This is a genomic window from Pseudomonas sp. GZD-222 (assembly GCF_049310525.1).
Lineage (GTDB): Bacteria > Pseudomonadota > Gammaproteobacteria > Pseudomonadales > Pseudomonadaceae > Aquipseudomonas.
Genome location: NZ_JBMOWO010000061.1, coordinates 41,491 through 55,818, shown reverse-complemented (window position 1 = coordinate 55,818; position 14,328 = coordinate 41,491). Strand labels below are relative to the sequence as shown.

The window sequence follows — 14,328 nt, the reverse complement described above, 5'->3', positions numbered from 1 at the left end:
CGCCGTGACATTCGCAAGGCCACGAACCTTGCGAACCTGCTCATGGATGACCTGCTCACCACGATCAAGCGCCGCGAGGAGATCGAGGACGCCATCGCTGACGAGACGGCCGACGATGAGAGCGGATTTCGCCGTAGCTCGATGCTCGCAGCGGTCGCCCTGCCGAGCAACGCCAAGACCCTTTTCCAGTTGTCCTCGGCGATGAAGAACCTGCAGGTGCTCGAGCGCACTGCATTCGGCCTGGACGACAAGGAGCAGTCGAAAGACGCAGACGAGCTGTCTCAGCTGATGGATGAACTATCGAAGGATGCCTGACCATGAAGCCCGAGCACATGAAACTGCTCCGGGATCGGTTTTGGCGGCTGAACAACCTCTACTTCATCACTGACAAGCAGGGCAAGAAGGTCCGCTTCCGCATGACGCAGGAGCAGGTGGACTACTTCCAGGGGATGCACACCCGGAACATCATCCTGAAGGCCAGGCAGCTTGGGTTCACGACCCTGGTCTGTATCGTCCAGCTGGATGCTGCACTGTTCGAGGCGGCCAAGTGCGCCCTGATCGCCCATACCCTGAACGACGCCAAGCGCCTGTTCCGGGAGAAAGTGAAGTACGCCTACGACAACCTGCCGAAAGAGATCAAGGCGGCCAACCCAGCGCGCAACGATGCCGCGGGCGAATTGGTGTTCAGCAAAGGCGGATCGCTTTACGTTTCGACCTCGTTCCGGGGCGGCACACTGCGTTACCTGCACGTATCCGAGTTCGGGAAGATCTGCGCCAAGTTTCCTCACAAGGCCAGAGAGATCGTCACCGGCGCCTTTGAGGCTGTCGCCGCAGAGTGTTTCGTCACGATCGAATCGACGGCGGAGGGGCGGGCGGGCTACTTCTTCGATTACTCGCAGAGCGCAGAGAAGCAGCAGCTTGCCGGCGTGCCCCTGGGCCTGCTGGACTGGAAGTTCTTCTTCTTCAGCTGGTGGCGGAACCCGCTGTACTGGCTGGACCCGACCGATGTCGTCATCCCCGACCGGCTGACAAAGTATTTCGACGAGCTGAGCGCCAAGCACGGCATCGTCACCAACCCAGGCCAGCGCGCCTGGTACAGCGCTAAGGAAAAGACCCTCGGCGACGACATGAAGCGGGAGTACCCGTCGATCCCTGCAGAGGCATTCCAGCAGACGATCGAAGGCGCCTACTACGCCAAGCAGTTCACGAAGCTCTACGCCGCCCAGCGCATCGGCAAGCTGCCTGACAACGGCCACCTGCCGGTCCACACGTTCTGGGATATCGGCGTGGGCGACTCGACCGCTATCTGGTTCGTCCGGATCGTCGGAGAGGAATACCACGTAGTCGACTTCTACCAGAACAGCGGTGAAGGCCTGCGGCACTACATGAAGGTGCTGAAGGACCGTGGTTACACCTACGGCGAGCACTGGGGCCCGCACGACATCGACAACCGTGAGTTCGGTAGCGACGGCAAGACCCGCCGAGAACTGGCCCGCGAGGGTTATGAGATCGATGGAGAAAAGTACCGGATGACATTCCTGGTCGTGCCCAAGCTCGGAATCGATGAAGGCATCGAGCAGGCGCGAGAAGTGTTGCCGAACTGCGCCTTCGACGAAGCCAAATGCGGCGAGGGCATTACCGCTCTTGAGAGCTACCGCAAAGAGTGGGACGACAAGCGTGGGTGCTGGAAGGATAAGCCGCTTCATGACTGGTCATCCCACCCGGCCGACGGTTTCCGCTATTTTGCCGTTGCCATGGCGCGACGTAAACGCACAGGCGGTGTCCGCCGCATCGGAGGTTTGGCGTAATGCCTGTTCAATCTACCAACCCAGACTACGACGCTCACATCGAAGAGTGGCGGATGATGGACGACGCCCTTGAGGGCGAGGGCGCTATCAAGCGCAGCCCGCGCAATCTGCCCAAGCCGAGCGGCATGGTTGAGGCGGAGAAACTCGACGGCACGGGCAATGCTTACCTCTACCGCAACTACACCGATCGCGCCCAGTACGAGCACTGGGTCCGCGATTCGCTTCGCTCGATGATGGGGTTGGTCTCCCGGCTCATCCCCGAGGTGAAACTACCCACCGGACTGAAGCAGTTGGAGGAGAACGCCACGGCCGACGGGTTTGGCCTGACCCAGCTGTTCCTGCGTATCGTGCGCCAGGCCATATCCCATGGCCGAGTACCGTTGGTGGTCAACGTCGACGACGCAGGGCACCCGTATTTCTCCACCTACGCGGTGCGCAACGCCATCAACTGGGATACGGCTGATCAGGGTGGCCGCCAGGATCTGGTCCTGTCGGTGTTCCGTGAGTTCCGAAAGAAGGATGCAGAGGACCGCTACAGCCATGAGTGCGTGACGGTTTTCCGCGAGTTCTACATGGAGGGCGAGGTTTGCTACACCGCCGTGCGCAACGAGGCTGGCGAGCTGATCGAGGATTCGCACCCTCTGGGTACTGTTGGCACCGATAATCAACTGGTGCGCGGCCTGGATTACATCCCAGTCATCTATTGCGGATCGACCGACAACTCTCCGGATGTGGACGAGATCCCGCTCCTGACCATGGCACGGGCCGCGAAGAAGTCCTATCAGCTCAGCGCCGACTACTTCACCGCGCTACACCAGACCAGCCACCCGCAGCCGTGGGTGTCGGGGCTCGATGAAAGTGTCGAGCTAAGCGTCACCGGCCCCTCTGCGGCTTGGGACCTCGGTCCGAATGGCCAATGCGGCTACTTGGAGTTTCAGGGCGCCGGCATCCAGGCAGTTCGGACTGCTATGGAAGATCAGAAGAATGCCGCTCTGGAAGCTGGCGCCAAGGTTATGGACGTGTCCGGTACTGAGTCCGGCGAAGCGCGCAAGACGCGCCAGAACGACCAACACGCAACGCTGCACAGTATCGTCATCACTGCTGCAGCCGGCATCGAACAAGCCCTGCGCTATGCCGCAGAATGGACCGGCTACCACCCGGACGAAGTCGTCTTCAAAGTTAAGCCGGAGTTCGTCATTCCTGAGGTCGACGCCCAGGTGCTGGCCGAACTGCAGAAAAGCGTCATGGCCGGGACCATCAGCGCCGAAACCTACTGGCAATATCTCACCACCGGCAAGTTGCCGGAGCGCCCCTACGACGAAGAGGCCGAGCTGATCAGCGACGAGCGCGAGTCGACCGGCATCAACCTGGACAAAGACGATGGCGACGAAACCGGAGCAGACGGCGGACGAGAAGCTGCTGGAGCAGGTAAGCCGCCACTCGGTTCTGCTTGAGCGGCTCAAGGCGGGCGAGGTCAAGAAGTTTGAAACCTATCTGCGCCGGATCGACACCCATGTTCGCGATCAGCTCACTCGCAAGGAGCTGGCGACCTACAGTCGCAGCCGGTTGGAGGAATTCCTGGCCCGGGTCGGCGGCAAACTGCTAGAGATCTACAAGGCGTTCAGCGATCGGATGCAGTCTGATCTCGTGGACATTGCACTGTACGAGGCTGCCTTCGAGGGTCGCAGCCTGGCGAAGGCGTTATTGATAGACGCGGCAATGCCAGCGGACTCCCTGATCAGGGCGGCCATCAACACGCAGCCGCTGCAGGTGTCGGGGATCGACGGCGGCACAATGCTCAAATCGTTCCTCAGCGGCTGGACGCGCACCGAGTCGAACAGGGTAACGAACGCCATCAGGCTTGGCGTGGTGCAGGGGCAGACTAACGCCGAGATCACCCAGGCCATACGCGGTACCGCGGCGCAGAATTTTACCGACGGCGTGCTGGCTGTAAGCAGCCGCAACGCCCGCTCCATCGTCCAGACCGCTGTCCAGCATGTGGCCACCACAGCCCGCATGGAGACGCTTAAGGCGAACGCCGATGTCATTCCTGGCTATCGCTGGGTGTCGACGCTCGACCGCAAGACCAGCACCCTCTGCAAGAGCCTGGACGGTCGGGTGTTCGAGGTAGGAAAGGGCCCGTTGCCGCCGGCGCACGTCAACTGCCGCTCGACTACTGTGCCGGTAACCAGGCTGTCGGCGCTGTTTGCCGAAGGCGCAACGCGGGCATCCGTGGGGGCTGGCGGCGGCGCGCAGGTATCGGCAGGGCTCGGCTACTACCAGTGGCTGAGAACGCAGCCAGCGGCGTTTCAGGATTCAGCGTTGGGACCGGTCCGTGCAAAGCTGTTCCGCGATGGCGGCCTGACGCCCGAACGCTTCGCCGCGCTGCAACTGGACAAGAACTTCAAGCCGCTGACGCTCGAGCAGCTCAAGGAGCTGGAGCCGTTGGCGTTTGATCGGGCTGGAATCAACTGAGCCGCGCCACAAAATCACATGCCGCGCTTTCGTGGCGCGCCATTCCTTGGAGAGCCCCATGAGCGACAAAGACATCGAGCAGGAGATTCTGGCGAAAGGTAAGACCGCTGCCCGGATCACCCCTGCTGACGTGCAGGCGAACATCGTCGGTGAGTACTACTTCACAGCTTCTGAAGGGGTGCAGGCCACCCTGCATAAACAGGATGAACTCACTCGTCTCACCGGTGCGCATGGAGAACTGACTCTGCTTACCTTCTGCGTACTTGTTCTCAAAAACGGCTTTACCGTCACCGGCGAGTCTGCATGTGCGAGCCCTGAAAATTTCGACGAAGGGATCGGCCGCAAGATCGCCAGGCAAAACGCCGAACAGAAGATCTGGCCGCTGATGGGCTATGAGCTGAAACAGCGCCTGCGCGACGCCAACTGACAGCAACACGATTTCCAAGCCCTGGCTGAGCCGGGGTTTTTTATGCCCGCCAGGCGGGCCAACCAATCCCAAGGGGATAGCCACATGCCTTTCGACTTCGACCCGGCCGCCCACGGCCTCACCCTCGACGAGAACCAAACCGCAGCCCTCAAGGCAGCGCTGGGCGGCGAGGTGCAGAAATTTCTGGACGGCGAGGTCTCGGGCCTCAAGTCCAAGAACCAAGAGCTGATCGGCTCCAACAAGACCATCAAGACTGAGCTGGACAAGCTGAAAGGCCAGTTCGACGGCTTGGATATCGAAGCGGTCAAGGGCCTGCTGGCCAAAGTTGGCCAGGACGAAGAGACCAAGCTGATCGCCGAGGGCAAGCTGGACGAGGTTATTAACCGTCGTACCGAGCGCCTACGCGGCGACTTGGACAAGCAGGTCAAGGCCGCCAACGAGCGCGCTGATAAGGCTGAAGCCTTCGCTGCCAAGTACAGCGACAAGGTGCTGGCCGACTCCATCCGCGCTGCCGCCATCAAGGCCGGCGCGCTGCCCGAGGCTGCCGAGGACATCATCCTCCGCGCCCGAGGCACCTTCAAGCTGAGCGAAGACGGCGAGCCGATCGCCACTGACCGTGCCGGCGAAATTGTGTACGGGAAGGACGGCAAGACCCCGCTGTCTCCACTCGAATGGGCGGAATCGCTGCGCGAAACCGCTACCCACCTGTGGCCAAGGGCTCAGGGTGCCGGGCAGACCGGCGACAACGGTGGCAAGGCCACGAAGAAATGGGGCGAGTACACCGAGGCAGAGCGCGCTGCGATCGCCCGGGACAACCCTGAAGCTTACAAAAAACTCCAAGCCACCCGAGGAACTTAAACCATGGCATCTACCCAACTGTCGGATATCTTCGTTTCCGACTACTACGGCACCCTGGAGCCGGTGAACTCCCCCGAGAAGACTGCCGTCTTCGAGTCGGGCATCGTGACCCGCTCGGCGACTCTCGACGACATCGCCAAGAACGGCCAGGGCACCTCCGAGATCAGCTACTGGCAGGACCTGGACGCCGACGAGGCGCCGAACATTTCCAACGACAACCCCGACGACCTGGGCGAAGTTGGCAAGGCAAAACAGGGCAGCATGCGGGCCCGGACCTTGTACCTTAACAAAGGCTACGGCGTTTCCGATCTCACCGCTGAGCTCGCCAACGCCGAACCGCAGCAACACATCCGCAACCGCTTTGGCACCTACTGGACCCGCCAGTGGCAGCGTTACCTGCTGGGCTCGGCGCGTGGCGTGGTCGCCTCCAACATCGCCAACAATGGCGGTGACATGGTCAAGGACTCCGGCGCATCGATCAGCGCCAATGCCTTCCAGGACGCCGCCTTTACCGCCGGCGACGCTGCCGATATGTTCGCTGCAATCGGCGTGCACTCGGTGGTGATGAACCAGATGGTCAAGCAGGACATGATCGAGTACCTGCGCGACTCCCAGGGCAAGATCATCCTGGCCACCTATCTGGGCAAGCCAGTGTTCATGGATGACAGCCTGACCTACGCGCCAGGTCAGTTTCTGTCCGTCTTCTTCGGCCAGGGGGCATTCGGCTACGGTGAGGGCTCGCCGACTGTGCCGGTCGAGTTGGAGCGCAAGCCCGGCGGTGGTAACGGTGGTGGTGCCGAGGTCCTGTGGGAGCGCAAGACTTTTATCCTGCAGCCAGCCGGTTTCAGCTGGAAGGGCAGCGAGAACTTGAACCTCAGCCCGAGTGCCGCCCAGTACGCAAATGCGGCCAACTGGCAGCGCGTGTTCGACCGCAAGCAGGTCCCGTTCGCCGCGGTCATCAGCGGCACCGCCACCCCTTGACCCAATGATGCGGGGCGCCGACCTGGTGCCCTGCGCAGGAGCTCACCATGAAAGTCATCTACACCAACTCCCCGGGCAGCGAGCGCGGCACCTGCTATCGCCGCCTGGATCAGTTCTTTGGCGTCATTGATGGCGCCACCTCGGTTTCTGTGCAGGGCGATGCCCCTCATATCGGCGAGGCGTACCAGCGCCAGGGCATCAGCGTCAGCGAGATCGAGGAAGGCCTGCGCCTGGACGGCCCGACCATCGCCCAGTGGGTAACGGAGGGCTACAAGGCTTCTGCTTACCCGCCGGCTGGCTATGCCTCTGTGAGCAGCCAGGCCGAAATCGACAAAGCGATCGAGGCGGAGGGCGGTGACGACGAGACCGACCCGTACAAGATGAAAGTTCCGCAGTTGAAGGAATGGCTAACTGCCAAGGGCATCGCTTTTGACGCCTCGGCGAACAAGCCGGACCTGCAGGCCGTGATCCCGAAGGAATAAGCCATGACCGACTTCATCACCGTCGCTGACGTCGACCAGAAGCTCGGGCAGGGCTGGGCTGGTTCCGGTGATGTAGAGCTTTCTGTGGCTATGGCCAATGCCTGGCTAACGGCTAGGATCAAGCGAACGGTGCCCGTCCCTGTGCCGGACGCGATCGTGACCGCCGGTGCGCAGGTGGCCAAGCTGGCTGCCGAGAACAAGCTCTATAAGGACACCGGCAAAGAGGTGCTCAGCAAGACCGTGTCAGCTCAGGCTGGCACCTCGACCAGCAAGACTTACGCCGAGGGTTCAGTCGAGCTGTCCGCGGCTGAGAACTTCGCATTGGACCTGATCGCTCCCTGGGTCAGACGATCCGGTACCGTTCTGCTCAAGCGGGTTTGAGCGCGATCAGTTTCGCCATCCCTGCTTCAGCTCTTGATCGAACCACTGTTCAGCGACGTCGCTGGCCGGCATCACGCTCCTGAATTCCAAGTAGTGGCCATAGCCTTGGTCGCGAAGCCAGCTTTTGAATGAGCCGAAGCTCGGGTGCCAGCCTGAAGGCTGCTCTTGGGCTTTTGCCCATTCGTGGACAAGGTGGCGGATGGCAGCCTCGCATTCAGCTTTTTTATTCATGATCGATCTCTTCTTGGGGATTGGCTGGAGTGTATTTCAAATGGGCATGCGCGAAGAGGTCCAGGCCGACCTGGCGGAAGCATTCGATGATCCTGACGGTCTAGCCGACACGGTGAAGCCGGTTGCTGGATCCCGCACCTTAAAGGGTGGGTACGATCCCGCGATCGGCGGTACGGTGCCGGCTTCCACTACCTACTACGTCGGACGGGGCGTGTTCGGCAGCTACCTGGCAAAGGAGATCGATGGCTCTCGTATCCAGACCGAGGATGTGAAGCTGCTGGTGCTCCAGAACGAGCTGTTTGAGGGGCAGGCCGGTGCTGTCACCGATGTCCCGGCGACGCCCAAGATCGGCGACCAAGTTAGCGGATACCGGGCGCTCAACGTGTCTGAAGACCCCGCTCAAGCCACCTGGACCATTCAGTTGAGGAAGTGACCATGCCACGCGGTTCACACATGACCCAGCGTTACGGCGGGCTTGAGGGCGGGTTCGCCGAAAGCATCCGGGCGTTCGCGGAGCAGGCTCAGGTTGCGCTTGACGCCACCTTCCGCGAGATCGTGATCGAGATTGGCAGCAGTGTCATCCGCATGTCGCCGGTTGGCGATCCCGAAATCTGGAAGACGAACGTAGCGCACCGCTCCGCCAACAAGCGCGCAGCTGACGACTACGACTTCAAGGTGGCTGTGCGCAACACGCTCATCAACCTAAACCAAGACAACTTCACCAAGGCCGGCAAGCTGCGCAAGGGCGTCAGGTACGCCAAGCCACTGACCAAGGCAGAGCGCGATCAGAACTTCGCTGTGAATGGTCTTGTGGCGGGCCAGGGGTATGTCGGCGGGCGCTTCCGTGGCAACTGGCAATTCTCTATCGATGCTCCGGCAACTGGCGAGCTCGATCGGATCGACCGATCGGGTAACGAGACCATCGCCGAGCTGAAGGCGCAAGTCGCGGCGCTGACGATCGGCCAGACCGCCTACATCGTGAACAATCTGCCGTATGCGATCCCGCTCGAGTATGGCCATTCGACTCAAGCTCCCGGCGGAATGGTTCGCGTGACGCTGGCGCGCTTCAAGGCCATCGTCGACGAAGCCATCAGGAGCAACCAGGTATGAGCCACGCACGCGCCCGCCAGGCCATTGAGATCAAGCTGGCGGCCTGGGCAGTAGCACGCCCGATCCGGGTTGCGCACATGGAGGAGGACTTCGAGGCCTCTCCGGGCGAAACCTACCTACGGGCCTTCTTACTGCCGGCCAGCACCACCACCCGCTACTTGGCTGCAGAGGCCTATGAGTACCGGGGTATCTACCAGATCAGCATCGTCTGCCCAGCGGGCCAGGCCCTGGCTACTGCTGAGGCCCTGGTCGACGAACTGAGCACGCTGTTCCGCGTCGACACCGAACTCAGCCGCAGCGGCTTCGAAGGCTTGATCGTCGAGCCGCTGGAGCGGGGGCCCACCATCACCGAGCCGGCGACCTACACGGTCCCGGCCAGCTTCACCTACCAGGGTGTCGCAGACCAACTGCCCGCTGGGGCATAACCAACCGCCGCCCGGCGGGCATCAATGAGGAAACACACCATGGCCGCACGCTTCCCGCTGCCAAACGGCGCTACGCTCGAGATCGCCAGAGTTATTGGCGCCGCCGTGGCCTTCACGGCACTTACCAACGCAAAGCCACCGGTTGCGACAGCTGCCGGTCACACCATCCAGAATGGTGACGTACTGCTTGTCAATTCCGGTTGGGCGCTCATCAGCGACCGCGCCGTCAAAGCGTCCAACGTCGCCGATGACGCTTTCTCCCTGGCCGGCCTCGATACCAGCGACGCAGAAAAATTCACCGCAGGCGCTGGCGCGGGGTCCGTGTACCCGCTTTCCGACTGGGTTCAGATCTCGAAGGTTACGTCGTTCAACTCGGCCGGTGGCGAGCAGCAGTACGCGACCGTTGGTTATCTGGAAGATGACGACGACAAGCAGTTCCCCACCAACCGCAGTCCGACTACCTTGTCGATCGTGGTCGAAGACCAGCCTGCCGCCCCATACGTGCAGGCTGTCGAGGGCTACGACGCTTCCAAAGAGCTCGCGGTGATCCGCATGAAGCTCCGCAACGGCGATCAGATCCTGTACCCGGGCTACGTCAGCATCACCCCAGACCCGACCATGGAGCGGAACAACGTGATGACCCGAACCATCAGCGTCGGCCTGTCGGCTCGATCGCTTCGTTACCTGGCCGGCGCTTAAGGAGCTCTCATGGCGAAGATCAAGATCGCGCAGAACCCCACCTTCACCGAGGTGGTGCAGGTTCCGCGCATTGGCGCCGAGCCTGCGCCAGTGGAGTTCCAGTTCCGCTACATGGACCGCGTGGCCCTCTCCGCAATGTTCGACCGCTGGAACAAGGCGCGCGACGCCTGGGCGGAGAAGGCCCAGAAGGACGGGGCTACCTGGGAGGAGGTCACCACCGGTGAAATCGCACTGCAGGCCGAGCAACTGGGCGAGATCGTCACAGGCTGGGATCTGGAGGACGAGTTTGGCGCCGAAGCCATCGCCGACCTGGTGCGCACCTGCACCGGCGCGCCGAAGGCGGTAATTGACGCCTACCAGGCCGCCTACAGCCCGGCCCGCCTGGGAAACTGAGAGCGGCGGCCAGGGCCTGCTACGAGCGGGGACCCACCGCCGAGCAACTTGCGGCGCTGGGGCTGACCCCGGATGACATCGAGGAGGAGGTTGTGGAGGTCTGGCCAGATGCATGGCCGGCCTTCCGCCTGTTCGATGCGATGGGCACGCAGTGGCGGGTGGGTCCGGGCGGGTACACAGGTCTGGACTACACCGCCATTCCTGCAACGGCCTCAATGCTCGGCATCAAGCGCCGCGACCTCACCGACATTTTCCCCGATCTCCGCGTCATGGAGGTTGAGGCCTTGGCCGTCATGGCCGAATCCATGGAGTAGACCATGACCACCATCGCTTCTCTCGGTCTTCAGATCGACTCCGGGGATGCCGTTGAGGCCAAGGACAACCTCGACCAGCTAACCGACGCTGGCAAGCGCAGCGAGGAATCGGCTGGGAAAACTGGTCGCGCTTGGGAGACTGCCCTTGGCAGCCTGCAGGGTGACACCCGGCAGATCGTGCAGGAGCTGCAGGCGCTCAACGCCAAGCAGGCCGAGCTGGCGCAGCAGATGGCCACTGTGGGGCGCGCCGTTACCAGCGCCTCCACGGCATTCAGCAGCGCCGCGGCGAACATGGGGGCGTTCCGTACTGAGGCCGCACAGGCGGGCAAGGTGCAGGAGGCGCTCACCAGCGCCGCGGATGCGGGTGCCCAGGCTGGCCGGCGCGCTGCCGAGTCTTCCGATGAGCAGCAGGCCAGGATTCTGGCCGTAGCCAAGGCGTCGCTGGAGGCCAGCCAGTACGTTCAATCGCTCAACCGGGCGACCGAGCAGAGCGCCGAGGTCACCTCCCAGGCGAACGCCGTTCTGTCCGACAGTGCCAGCCGTCAGGCGGCCATCAACAGTCGAGCCCAGGCCCTCATCGCCACGGAGGAGCGTCAGGTTGAGGCGGCGAAGAAGGCCGCCGGTGCGCATCGGGAAGAAGGCCAGGCGCTCGAGGAATTGCTGGGCAAGATCGACCCGACCGTCGCAGCAATGAACCGCCTGGACCAGATGGAGCAGAAGCTGAAGGGCTTCCGCACCAGTGGCGCACTCGATGCGGAGACCTTCGGCGAGTACCAGACGAAGATCGACCAGGCGCGCACCGCATTGGGCGGCGCCGATGTTGCGCTGAACAAGACTGGTATGTCGGCCAAAGCCACCGCTGCAGCACTGCGCGGCGTACCGGCGCAGTTCACCGATATCGTGGTGTCCTTGCAGGGTGGCCAGGCTCCGCTCCAGGTACTGCTGCAGCAGGGCGGGCAGCTCAAGGACATGTTTGGCGGCATCGGACCGGCTGTGCAAGCCCTTGGCGGCTATGTGTTGGGCCTGGTGAACCCGTTCACCGTCGCGGCGGCAGCGGTTGCTGTACTCGGATACGCCTACTACTCCGGCAGTGAAGAGGCCGTCGAATTCCAGAAAGCACTGATCACGACCGGCAATGCCGCAGGCACTACGTCCGACCGCCTTGCGGGGATGGCGCGCGAGGTCGCGGCTACTGTCGGCACCACCGGCGCCGCAGCAGAGGTGCTCACCCAGCTGGCCAGCAGCGGCAAGGTAGCGTCTAACAGCTTCGTCGAGATCACCGAGGCCGCCCTAGAGTGGCGATCGGCAACCGGCAAAGCAGTAGAGGACACCGTCGCCGAGTTCGTGAAGATCGGCAAGGATCCGGTGGCAGCTGCCAAGGAGCTCAACGAGCAGTATAACTTCCTCACCGCGGCGACCTACTCGCAGATCCTGGCGCTGAAGGAACAGGGCGACACCATCGGGGCAACCAAGCTGCTGACCGATACCTACGTCGATACCATCAAGAACCGCAGCAAAGAGGTGACAGAAAACCTGTCCATATGGGAGCGCGGCTGGAAGGCACTGCGTGGTGAGGTCGCTGCAACCGTAGACTCGGTCAAGAACATTGGCCGTGACCAGGATATCGCTAGCCGTATCGTCGAGACGCAGCAGCGCCTGGCAGCGGCGCAGAGTGCGCTGAACGGTGATCCTGACGACACCGCAGCGCAGAAGAAGCTGGCCGACGCTAACCTTGAACTCAAAGCTCTCATCCAGCAGCGAGACACGCAGCAAGCTATCGCGAAGGCCCAGGAGCTGGATGCCCAGCGGCAGCAGGCGGCCATTGTGGCGATCGGTAAGATCGATGCTCTGGAAAAGTCCGCGAGGACCAACGCTGAAAAGCGGGCGGATGCGCTGAAGGAGTACACCAAATCTCTCGAAGCGATCCGCAAGGTCAACCCGGATGATGAGCGGCTGAAACCCGAGAACATCGCCCGGGTGCAGGCCGATATCGCCAAGCAGTTCAAGGACTCCGCTGGGCGTACCACGTCCGTCGACCTCTCCGGGTTCAACGACCAGAAGAACGGTCTGGCCGCCATCCTGGCCGAGTATAAAAACCACCAGAAGGAGCTGGACGCAGCCCAGAAGGCCGGCATCATCTCCCAGGAGTCGTACGCGGCGCAGCGCGAAGCCATTATCGAGCAGCAGAAGGGCGAGGTGACCAACGCCTACCAGGCGGAGATTGCGGCGCTCGAAGCTGCCAAGGGCAAGGCCGACACCTCCGCCGCCCAGCGGGTCCAGCTGGACCAGAAGATCGCCGATGCCCGGGCCAACATGGTCAAAGCGCAGAAGGACGCTGATTCGGAGCTGGCCGTGCTGGCGACGAACGAGGAGGGCCGACTGCGCAAGCAAGCCCAGGCGGTGCAGACCTACACCAGCGCGCTGGACCAGCAGGTGAAGGCTCTGCGCTTGCAGGGCCAGCGATCTGCTGAAGGTCTCGGCCTGGGCGACCGGCAACGCGGGCTGCAGGACCAGCAGAACGGCATCACCGACCGGATCAACCAGCAGAAGCTGGACTTGGCCAACCAGTACGGTGATGGCTCTCGCGGCATGAGCCTTGACGAGTACAACCAGAAGCTGTCGGCGCTCGATATGACCCAGCGCGATCTGCAGGAAACTGCGATCGCCAACTACAACGACATGACTGCTGCCCAGGGCAGCTGGAGCGCCGGTGCTTCGTCGGCATTTCAGAACTACCTGGAGTCGGCCCGGGATGTCGCCGGCCAGACGAAGAGCCTGTTCACCAACGCCTTCAGCTCGATGGAAGACTCCGTCGCGAACTTCGCCATATCCGGCAAGTTTTCGTTCGCCGACTTCACCAAGTCGATCCTGGCGGATATGGCGCGGATTGCTTCACGGCAGGCTGCCTCGGGGCTACTGTCGAGCATTGCTGGTAGCGCAATGAGTGCCTGGTTCAGTGGTGGTGCAGCTACTTCAGCGGGCTCCACTCAGGCCGGCTACAGCCCAGAGATCATGGACAGCTTCGTCTCTGGTCAACGTGCCGCCGGCGGCCCGGTAGCGGCGAACTCGCTCTACCAGGTCAACGAACTGGGCCCGGAGTTGCTGAATCAGGGGGGAAAGACCTACCTGATGATGGGAGCTGAGGGCGGCACGATCACTCCGTTGGGGGCTGGGCCAGTGTCGGCTATGGCAGCAGGGGCGGGTGGCGGGTCGACGATCCAGATCAGCGCACCTGTGAGCGTCGTTGTGCCAGACCGCAGTGGTGAAGGCATGGAGCTGGATCAGGAACTGCTGCAGCAGAACATGCAAAAGCAGATGAAGACCGCAGCTGAGCGCGCTGTGGCCGAGTCCTGGCGTCCTGGTGGCATCAGCTACCGAAATGCAAATGGGAGGCGCTGATGGCTATTGAGACGTTCAACTGGGTGACTGAGCGCGGAGATAAGCCCGAGATCAAATATCGGGTCAGGGAGTCTCGCTTCGGCGGCGGGTACAAGCAAACCGTCGGCGACGGACCAAACAACAAGGAAGACTCCTACCCAGTGACGATCACTGTACCCAAGCAGAAGGCCCTAAAAGTAATGGAGTTTTTTGACCGACACGGCGGTGCGAAGGCATTCCTTTGGACCACGCCAATGGGGCAGTTGGGCCTATTCACCTGCAACGACCCTGCCCCCGTTCCCGTCGGCGGTGGGGTCTTCAAAATTACTGCCACGTTCGAGCGGTCTTTTCACCCTTAGGAAATCT

17 protein-coding genes and 1 pseudogene are annotated in these 14,328 nt (G+C 62.2%); 17 read left to right on the top strand and 1 reads right to left on the bottom strand.

Going from position 1 to position 14,328, the window contains the following annotated elements; all coding sequences use genetic code 11:
- The 9 genes and pseudogenes from ACO6VD_RS11580 to ACO6VD_RS11540 form a co-directional block, all read left to right on the top strand.
- Nucleotides 1–315: pseudogene (locus ACO6VD_RS11580) on the top strand (hypothetical protein); the annotation flags it as partial.
- A 2-nt stretch (nucleotides 316–317) separates the two neighbouring features.
- Entirely contained in the window at nucleotides 318–1,808 is a 1,491-nt protein-coding gene (locus tag ACO6VD_RS11575; protein ID WP_422419156.1) for a terminase, read from the top strand.
- Nucleotides 1,809–1,861: 53 nt separating this feature from the next.
- The gene (locus ACO6VD_RS11570) at nucleotides 1,862–3,262 is read left to right on the top strand and encodes a DUF4055 domain-containing protein (protein WP_422419154.1); all 1,401 of its coding nucleotides are present in this window, start codon (nucleotides 1,862–1,864) and stop codon (nucleotides 3,260–3,262) included.
- On the top strand, nucleotides 3,189–4,283 hold the full coding sequence (locus ACO6VD_RS11565) for a minor capsid protein (protein ID WP_422419152.1): 1,095 nt from the start codon (nucleotides 3,189–3,191) through the stop codon (nucleotides 4,281–4,283). The genes ACO6VD_RS11570 and ACO6VD_RS11565 overlap by 74 nt, the downstream gene beginning before the upstream one ends.
- 58 nt (nucleotides 4,284–4,341) lie before the next feature.
- A complete protein-coding gene (locus ACO6VD_RS11560; RefSeq protein WP_422419150.1) occupies nucleotides 4,342–4,710 on the top strand; it encodes a Gp49 family protein in 369 nt (122 codons plus the stop codon).
- An 84-nt stretch (nucleotides 4,711–4,794) separates the two neighbouring features.
- Complete coding sequence (locus ACO6VD_RS11555) at nucleotides 4,795–5,568, top strand: hypothetical protein (RefSeq protein WP_422419148.1); 774 nt, start codon at nucleotides 4,795–4,797, stop codon at nucleotides 5,566–5,568.
- A gap of 3 nt (nucleotides 5,569–5,571) precedes the next feature.
- Nucleotides 5,572–6,549, top strand: a complete 978-nt coding sequence (locus ACO6VD_RS11550; RefSeq protein WP_422419146.1) for a major capsid protein — start codon at nucleotides 5,572–5,574, stop codon at nucleotides 6,547–6,549.
- A gap of 47 nt (nucleotides 6,550–6,596) precedes the next feature.
- On the top strand, nucleotides 6,597–7,031 hold the full coding sequence (locus ACO6VD_RS11545) for a HeH/LEM domain-containing protein (RefSeq protein ID WP_422419144.1): 435 nt from the start codon (nucleotides 6,597–6,599) through the stop codon (nucleotides 7,029–7,031).
- A gap of 3 nt (nucleotides 7,032–7,034) precedes the next feature.
- On the top strand, nucleotides 7,035–7,412 hold the full coding sequence (locus tag ACO6VD_RS11540; protein ID WP_422419143.1) for a hypothetical protein: 378 nt from the start codon (nucleotides 7,035–7,037) through the stop codon (nucleotides 7,410–7,412).
- A gap of 6 nt (nucleotides 7,413–7,418) precedes the next feature.
- On the opposite strand, the gene ACO6VD_RS11535 is transcribed toward ACO6VD_RS11540, so the two are convergent.
- Nucleotides 7,419–7,643: a hypothetical protein gene (locus ACO6VD_RS11535; RefSeq protein ID WP_136477256.1), complete on the bottom strand. Its 225-nt coding sequence runs from the start codon at nucleotides 7,641–7,643 to the stop codon at nucleotides 7,419–7,421.
- Nucleotides 7,644–7,683: 40 nt separating this feature from the next.
- Here ACO6VD_RS11535 and ACO6VD_RS11530 point away from each other — a divergent pair, with 40 nt between their 5' ends.
- The 8 genes from ACO6VD_RS11530 to ACO6VD_RS11495 are packed head-to-tail and all read left to right on the top strand — an operon-like array spanning nucleotide 7,684 to nucleotide 14,321.
- The gene (locus tag ACO6VD_RS11530; RefSeq protein ID WP_422419141.1) at nucleotides 7,684–8,076 is read left to right on the top strand and encodes a hypothetical protein; all 393 of its coding nucleotides are present in this window, start codon (nucleotides 7,684–7,686) and stop codon (nucleotides 8,074–8,076) included.
- A gap of 2 nt (nucleotides 8,077–8,078) precedes the next feature.
- The gene (locus tag ACO6VD_RS11525; RefSeq protein ID WP_422419140.1) at nucleotides 8,079–8,753 is read left to right on the top strand and encodes a hypothetical protein; all 675 of its coding nucleotides are present in this window, start codon (nucleotides 8,079–8,081) and stop codon (nucleotides 8,751–8,753) included.
- Nucleotides 8,750–9,178: a phage tail terminator-like protein gene (locus tag ACO6VD_RS11520; RefSeq protein WP_422419138.1), complete on the top strand. Its 429-nt coding sequence runs from the start codon at nucleotides 8,750–8,752 to the stop codon at nucleotides 9,176–9,178. The genes ACO6VD_RS11525 and ACO6VD_RS11520 overlap by 4 nt, the downstream gene beginning before the upstream one ends.
- A gap of 39 nt (nucleotides 9,179–9,217) precedes the next feature.
- Entirely contained in the window at nucleotides 9,218–9,877 is a 660-nt protein-coding gene (locus ACO6VD_RS11515) for a phage tail protein (protein WP_422419137.1), read from the top strand.
- Nucleotides 9,878–9,886: 9 nt separating this feature from the next.
- Nucleotides 9,887–10,270 (top strand): phage tail assembly chaperone, encoded by a 384-nt coding sequence (locus ACO6VD_RS11510; RefSeq protein WP_422419135.1) that lies wholly within the window; start codon nucleotides 9,887–9,889, stop codon nucleotides 10,268–10,270.
- Entirely contained in the window at nucleotides 10,267–10,584 is a 318-nt protein-coding gene (locus ACO6VD_RS11505) for a DUF1799 domain-containing protein (protein ID WP_422419159.1), read from the top strand. The genes ACO6VD_RS11510 and ACO6VD_RS11505 overlap by 4 nt, the downstream gene beginning before the upstream one ends.
- Nucleotides 10,585–10,587: 3 nt before the next feature.
- Nucleotides 10,588–13,983 (top strand): phage tail tape measure protein, encoded by a 3,396-nt coding sequence (locus ACO6VD_RS11500; RefSeq protein WP_422419133.1) that lies wholly within the window; start codon nucleotides 10,588–10,590, stop codon nucleotides 13,981–13,983.
- A complete protein-coding gene (locus tag ACO6VD_RS11495) occupies nucleotides 13,983–14,321 on the top strand; it encodes a phage tail protein (RefSeq protein WP_422419131.1) in 339 nt (112 codons plus the stop codon). Before ACO6VD_RS11500 ends, ACO6VD_RS11495 begins: the two co-directional genes overlap by 1 nt.
- Nucleotides 14,322–14,328 lie beyond the last annotated feature (7 nt).

Bases quoted from the DNA above. Each gene is read 5' to 3' on its own strand.
- ACO6VD_RS11560 (WP_422419150.1), top strand. From the start codon at position 4,342: ATGAGCGACAAAGACATCGAGCAGGAGATTCTGGCGAAAGGTAAGACC.
- ACO6VD_RS11525 (WP_422419140.1), top strand. From the start codon at position 8,079: ATGCCACGCGGTTCACACATGACCCAGCGTTACGGCGGGCTTGAGGGC.
- ACO6VD_RS11575 (WP_422419156.1), top strand. From the start codon at position 318: ATGAAGCCCGAGCACATGAAACTGCTCCGGGATCGGTTTTGGCGGCTG.
- ACO6VD_RS11535 (WP_136477256.1), bottom strand. From the start codon at position 7,643: ATGAATAAAAAAGCTGAATGCGAGGCTGCCATCCGCCACCTTGTCCAC.
- ACO6VD_RS11555 (WP_422419148.1), top strand. From the start codon at position 4,795: ATGCCTTTCGACTTCGACCCGGCCGCCCACGGCCTCACCCTCGACGAG.
- ACO6VD_RS11530 (WP_422419141.1), top strand. From the start codon at position 7,684: ATGGGCATGCGCGAAGAGGTCCAGGCCGACCTGGCGGAAGCATTCGAT.
- ACO6VD_RS11550 (WP_422419146.1), top strand. From the start codon at position 5,572: ATGGCATCTACCCAACTGTCGGATATCTTCGTTTCCGACTACTACGGC.
- ACO6VD_RS11545 (WP_422419144.1), top strand. From the start codon at position 6,597: ATGAAAGTCATCTACACCAACTCCCCGGGCAGCGAGCGCGGCACCTGC.
- ACO6VD_RS11570 (WP_422419154.1), top strand. From the start codon at position 1,862: ATGATGGACGACGCCCTTGAGGGCGAGGGCGCTATCAAGCGCAGCCCG.
- ACO6VD_RS11520 (WP_422419138.1), top strand. From the start codon at position 8,750: ATGAGCCACGCACGCGCCCGCCAGGCCATTGAGATCAAGCTGGCGGCC.
- ACO6VD_RS11565 (WP_422419152.1), top strand. From the start codon at position 3,189: ATGGCGACGAAACCGGAGCAGACGGCGGACGAGAAGCTGCTGGAGCAG.
- ACO6VD_RS11500 (WP_422419133.1), top strand. From the start codon at position 10,588: ATGACCACCATCGCTTCTCTCGGTCTTCAGATCGACTCCGGGGATGCC.
- ACO6VD_RS11515 (WP_422419137.1), top strand. From the start codon at position 9,218: ATGGCCGCACGCTTCCCGCTGCCAAACGGCGCTACGCTCGAGATCGCC.
- ACO6VD_RS11510 (WP_422419135.1), top strand. From the start codon at position 9,887: ATGGCGAAGATCAAGATCGCGCAGAACCCCACCTTCACCGAGGTGGTG.
- ACO6VD_RS11540 (WP_422419143.1), top strand. From the start codon at position 7,035: ATGACCGACTTCATCACCGTCGCTGACGTCGACCAGAAGCTCGGGCAG.
- ACO6VD_RS11495 (WP_422419131.1), top strand. From the start codon at position 13,983: ATGGCTATTGAGACGTTCAACTGGGTGACTGAGCGCGGAGATAAGCCC.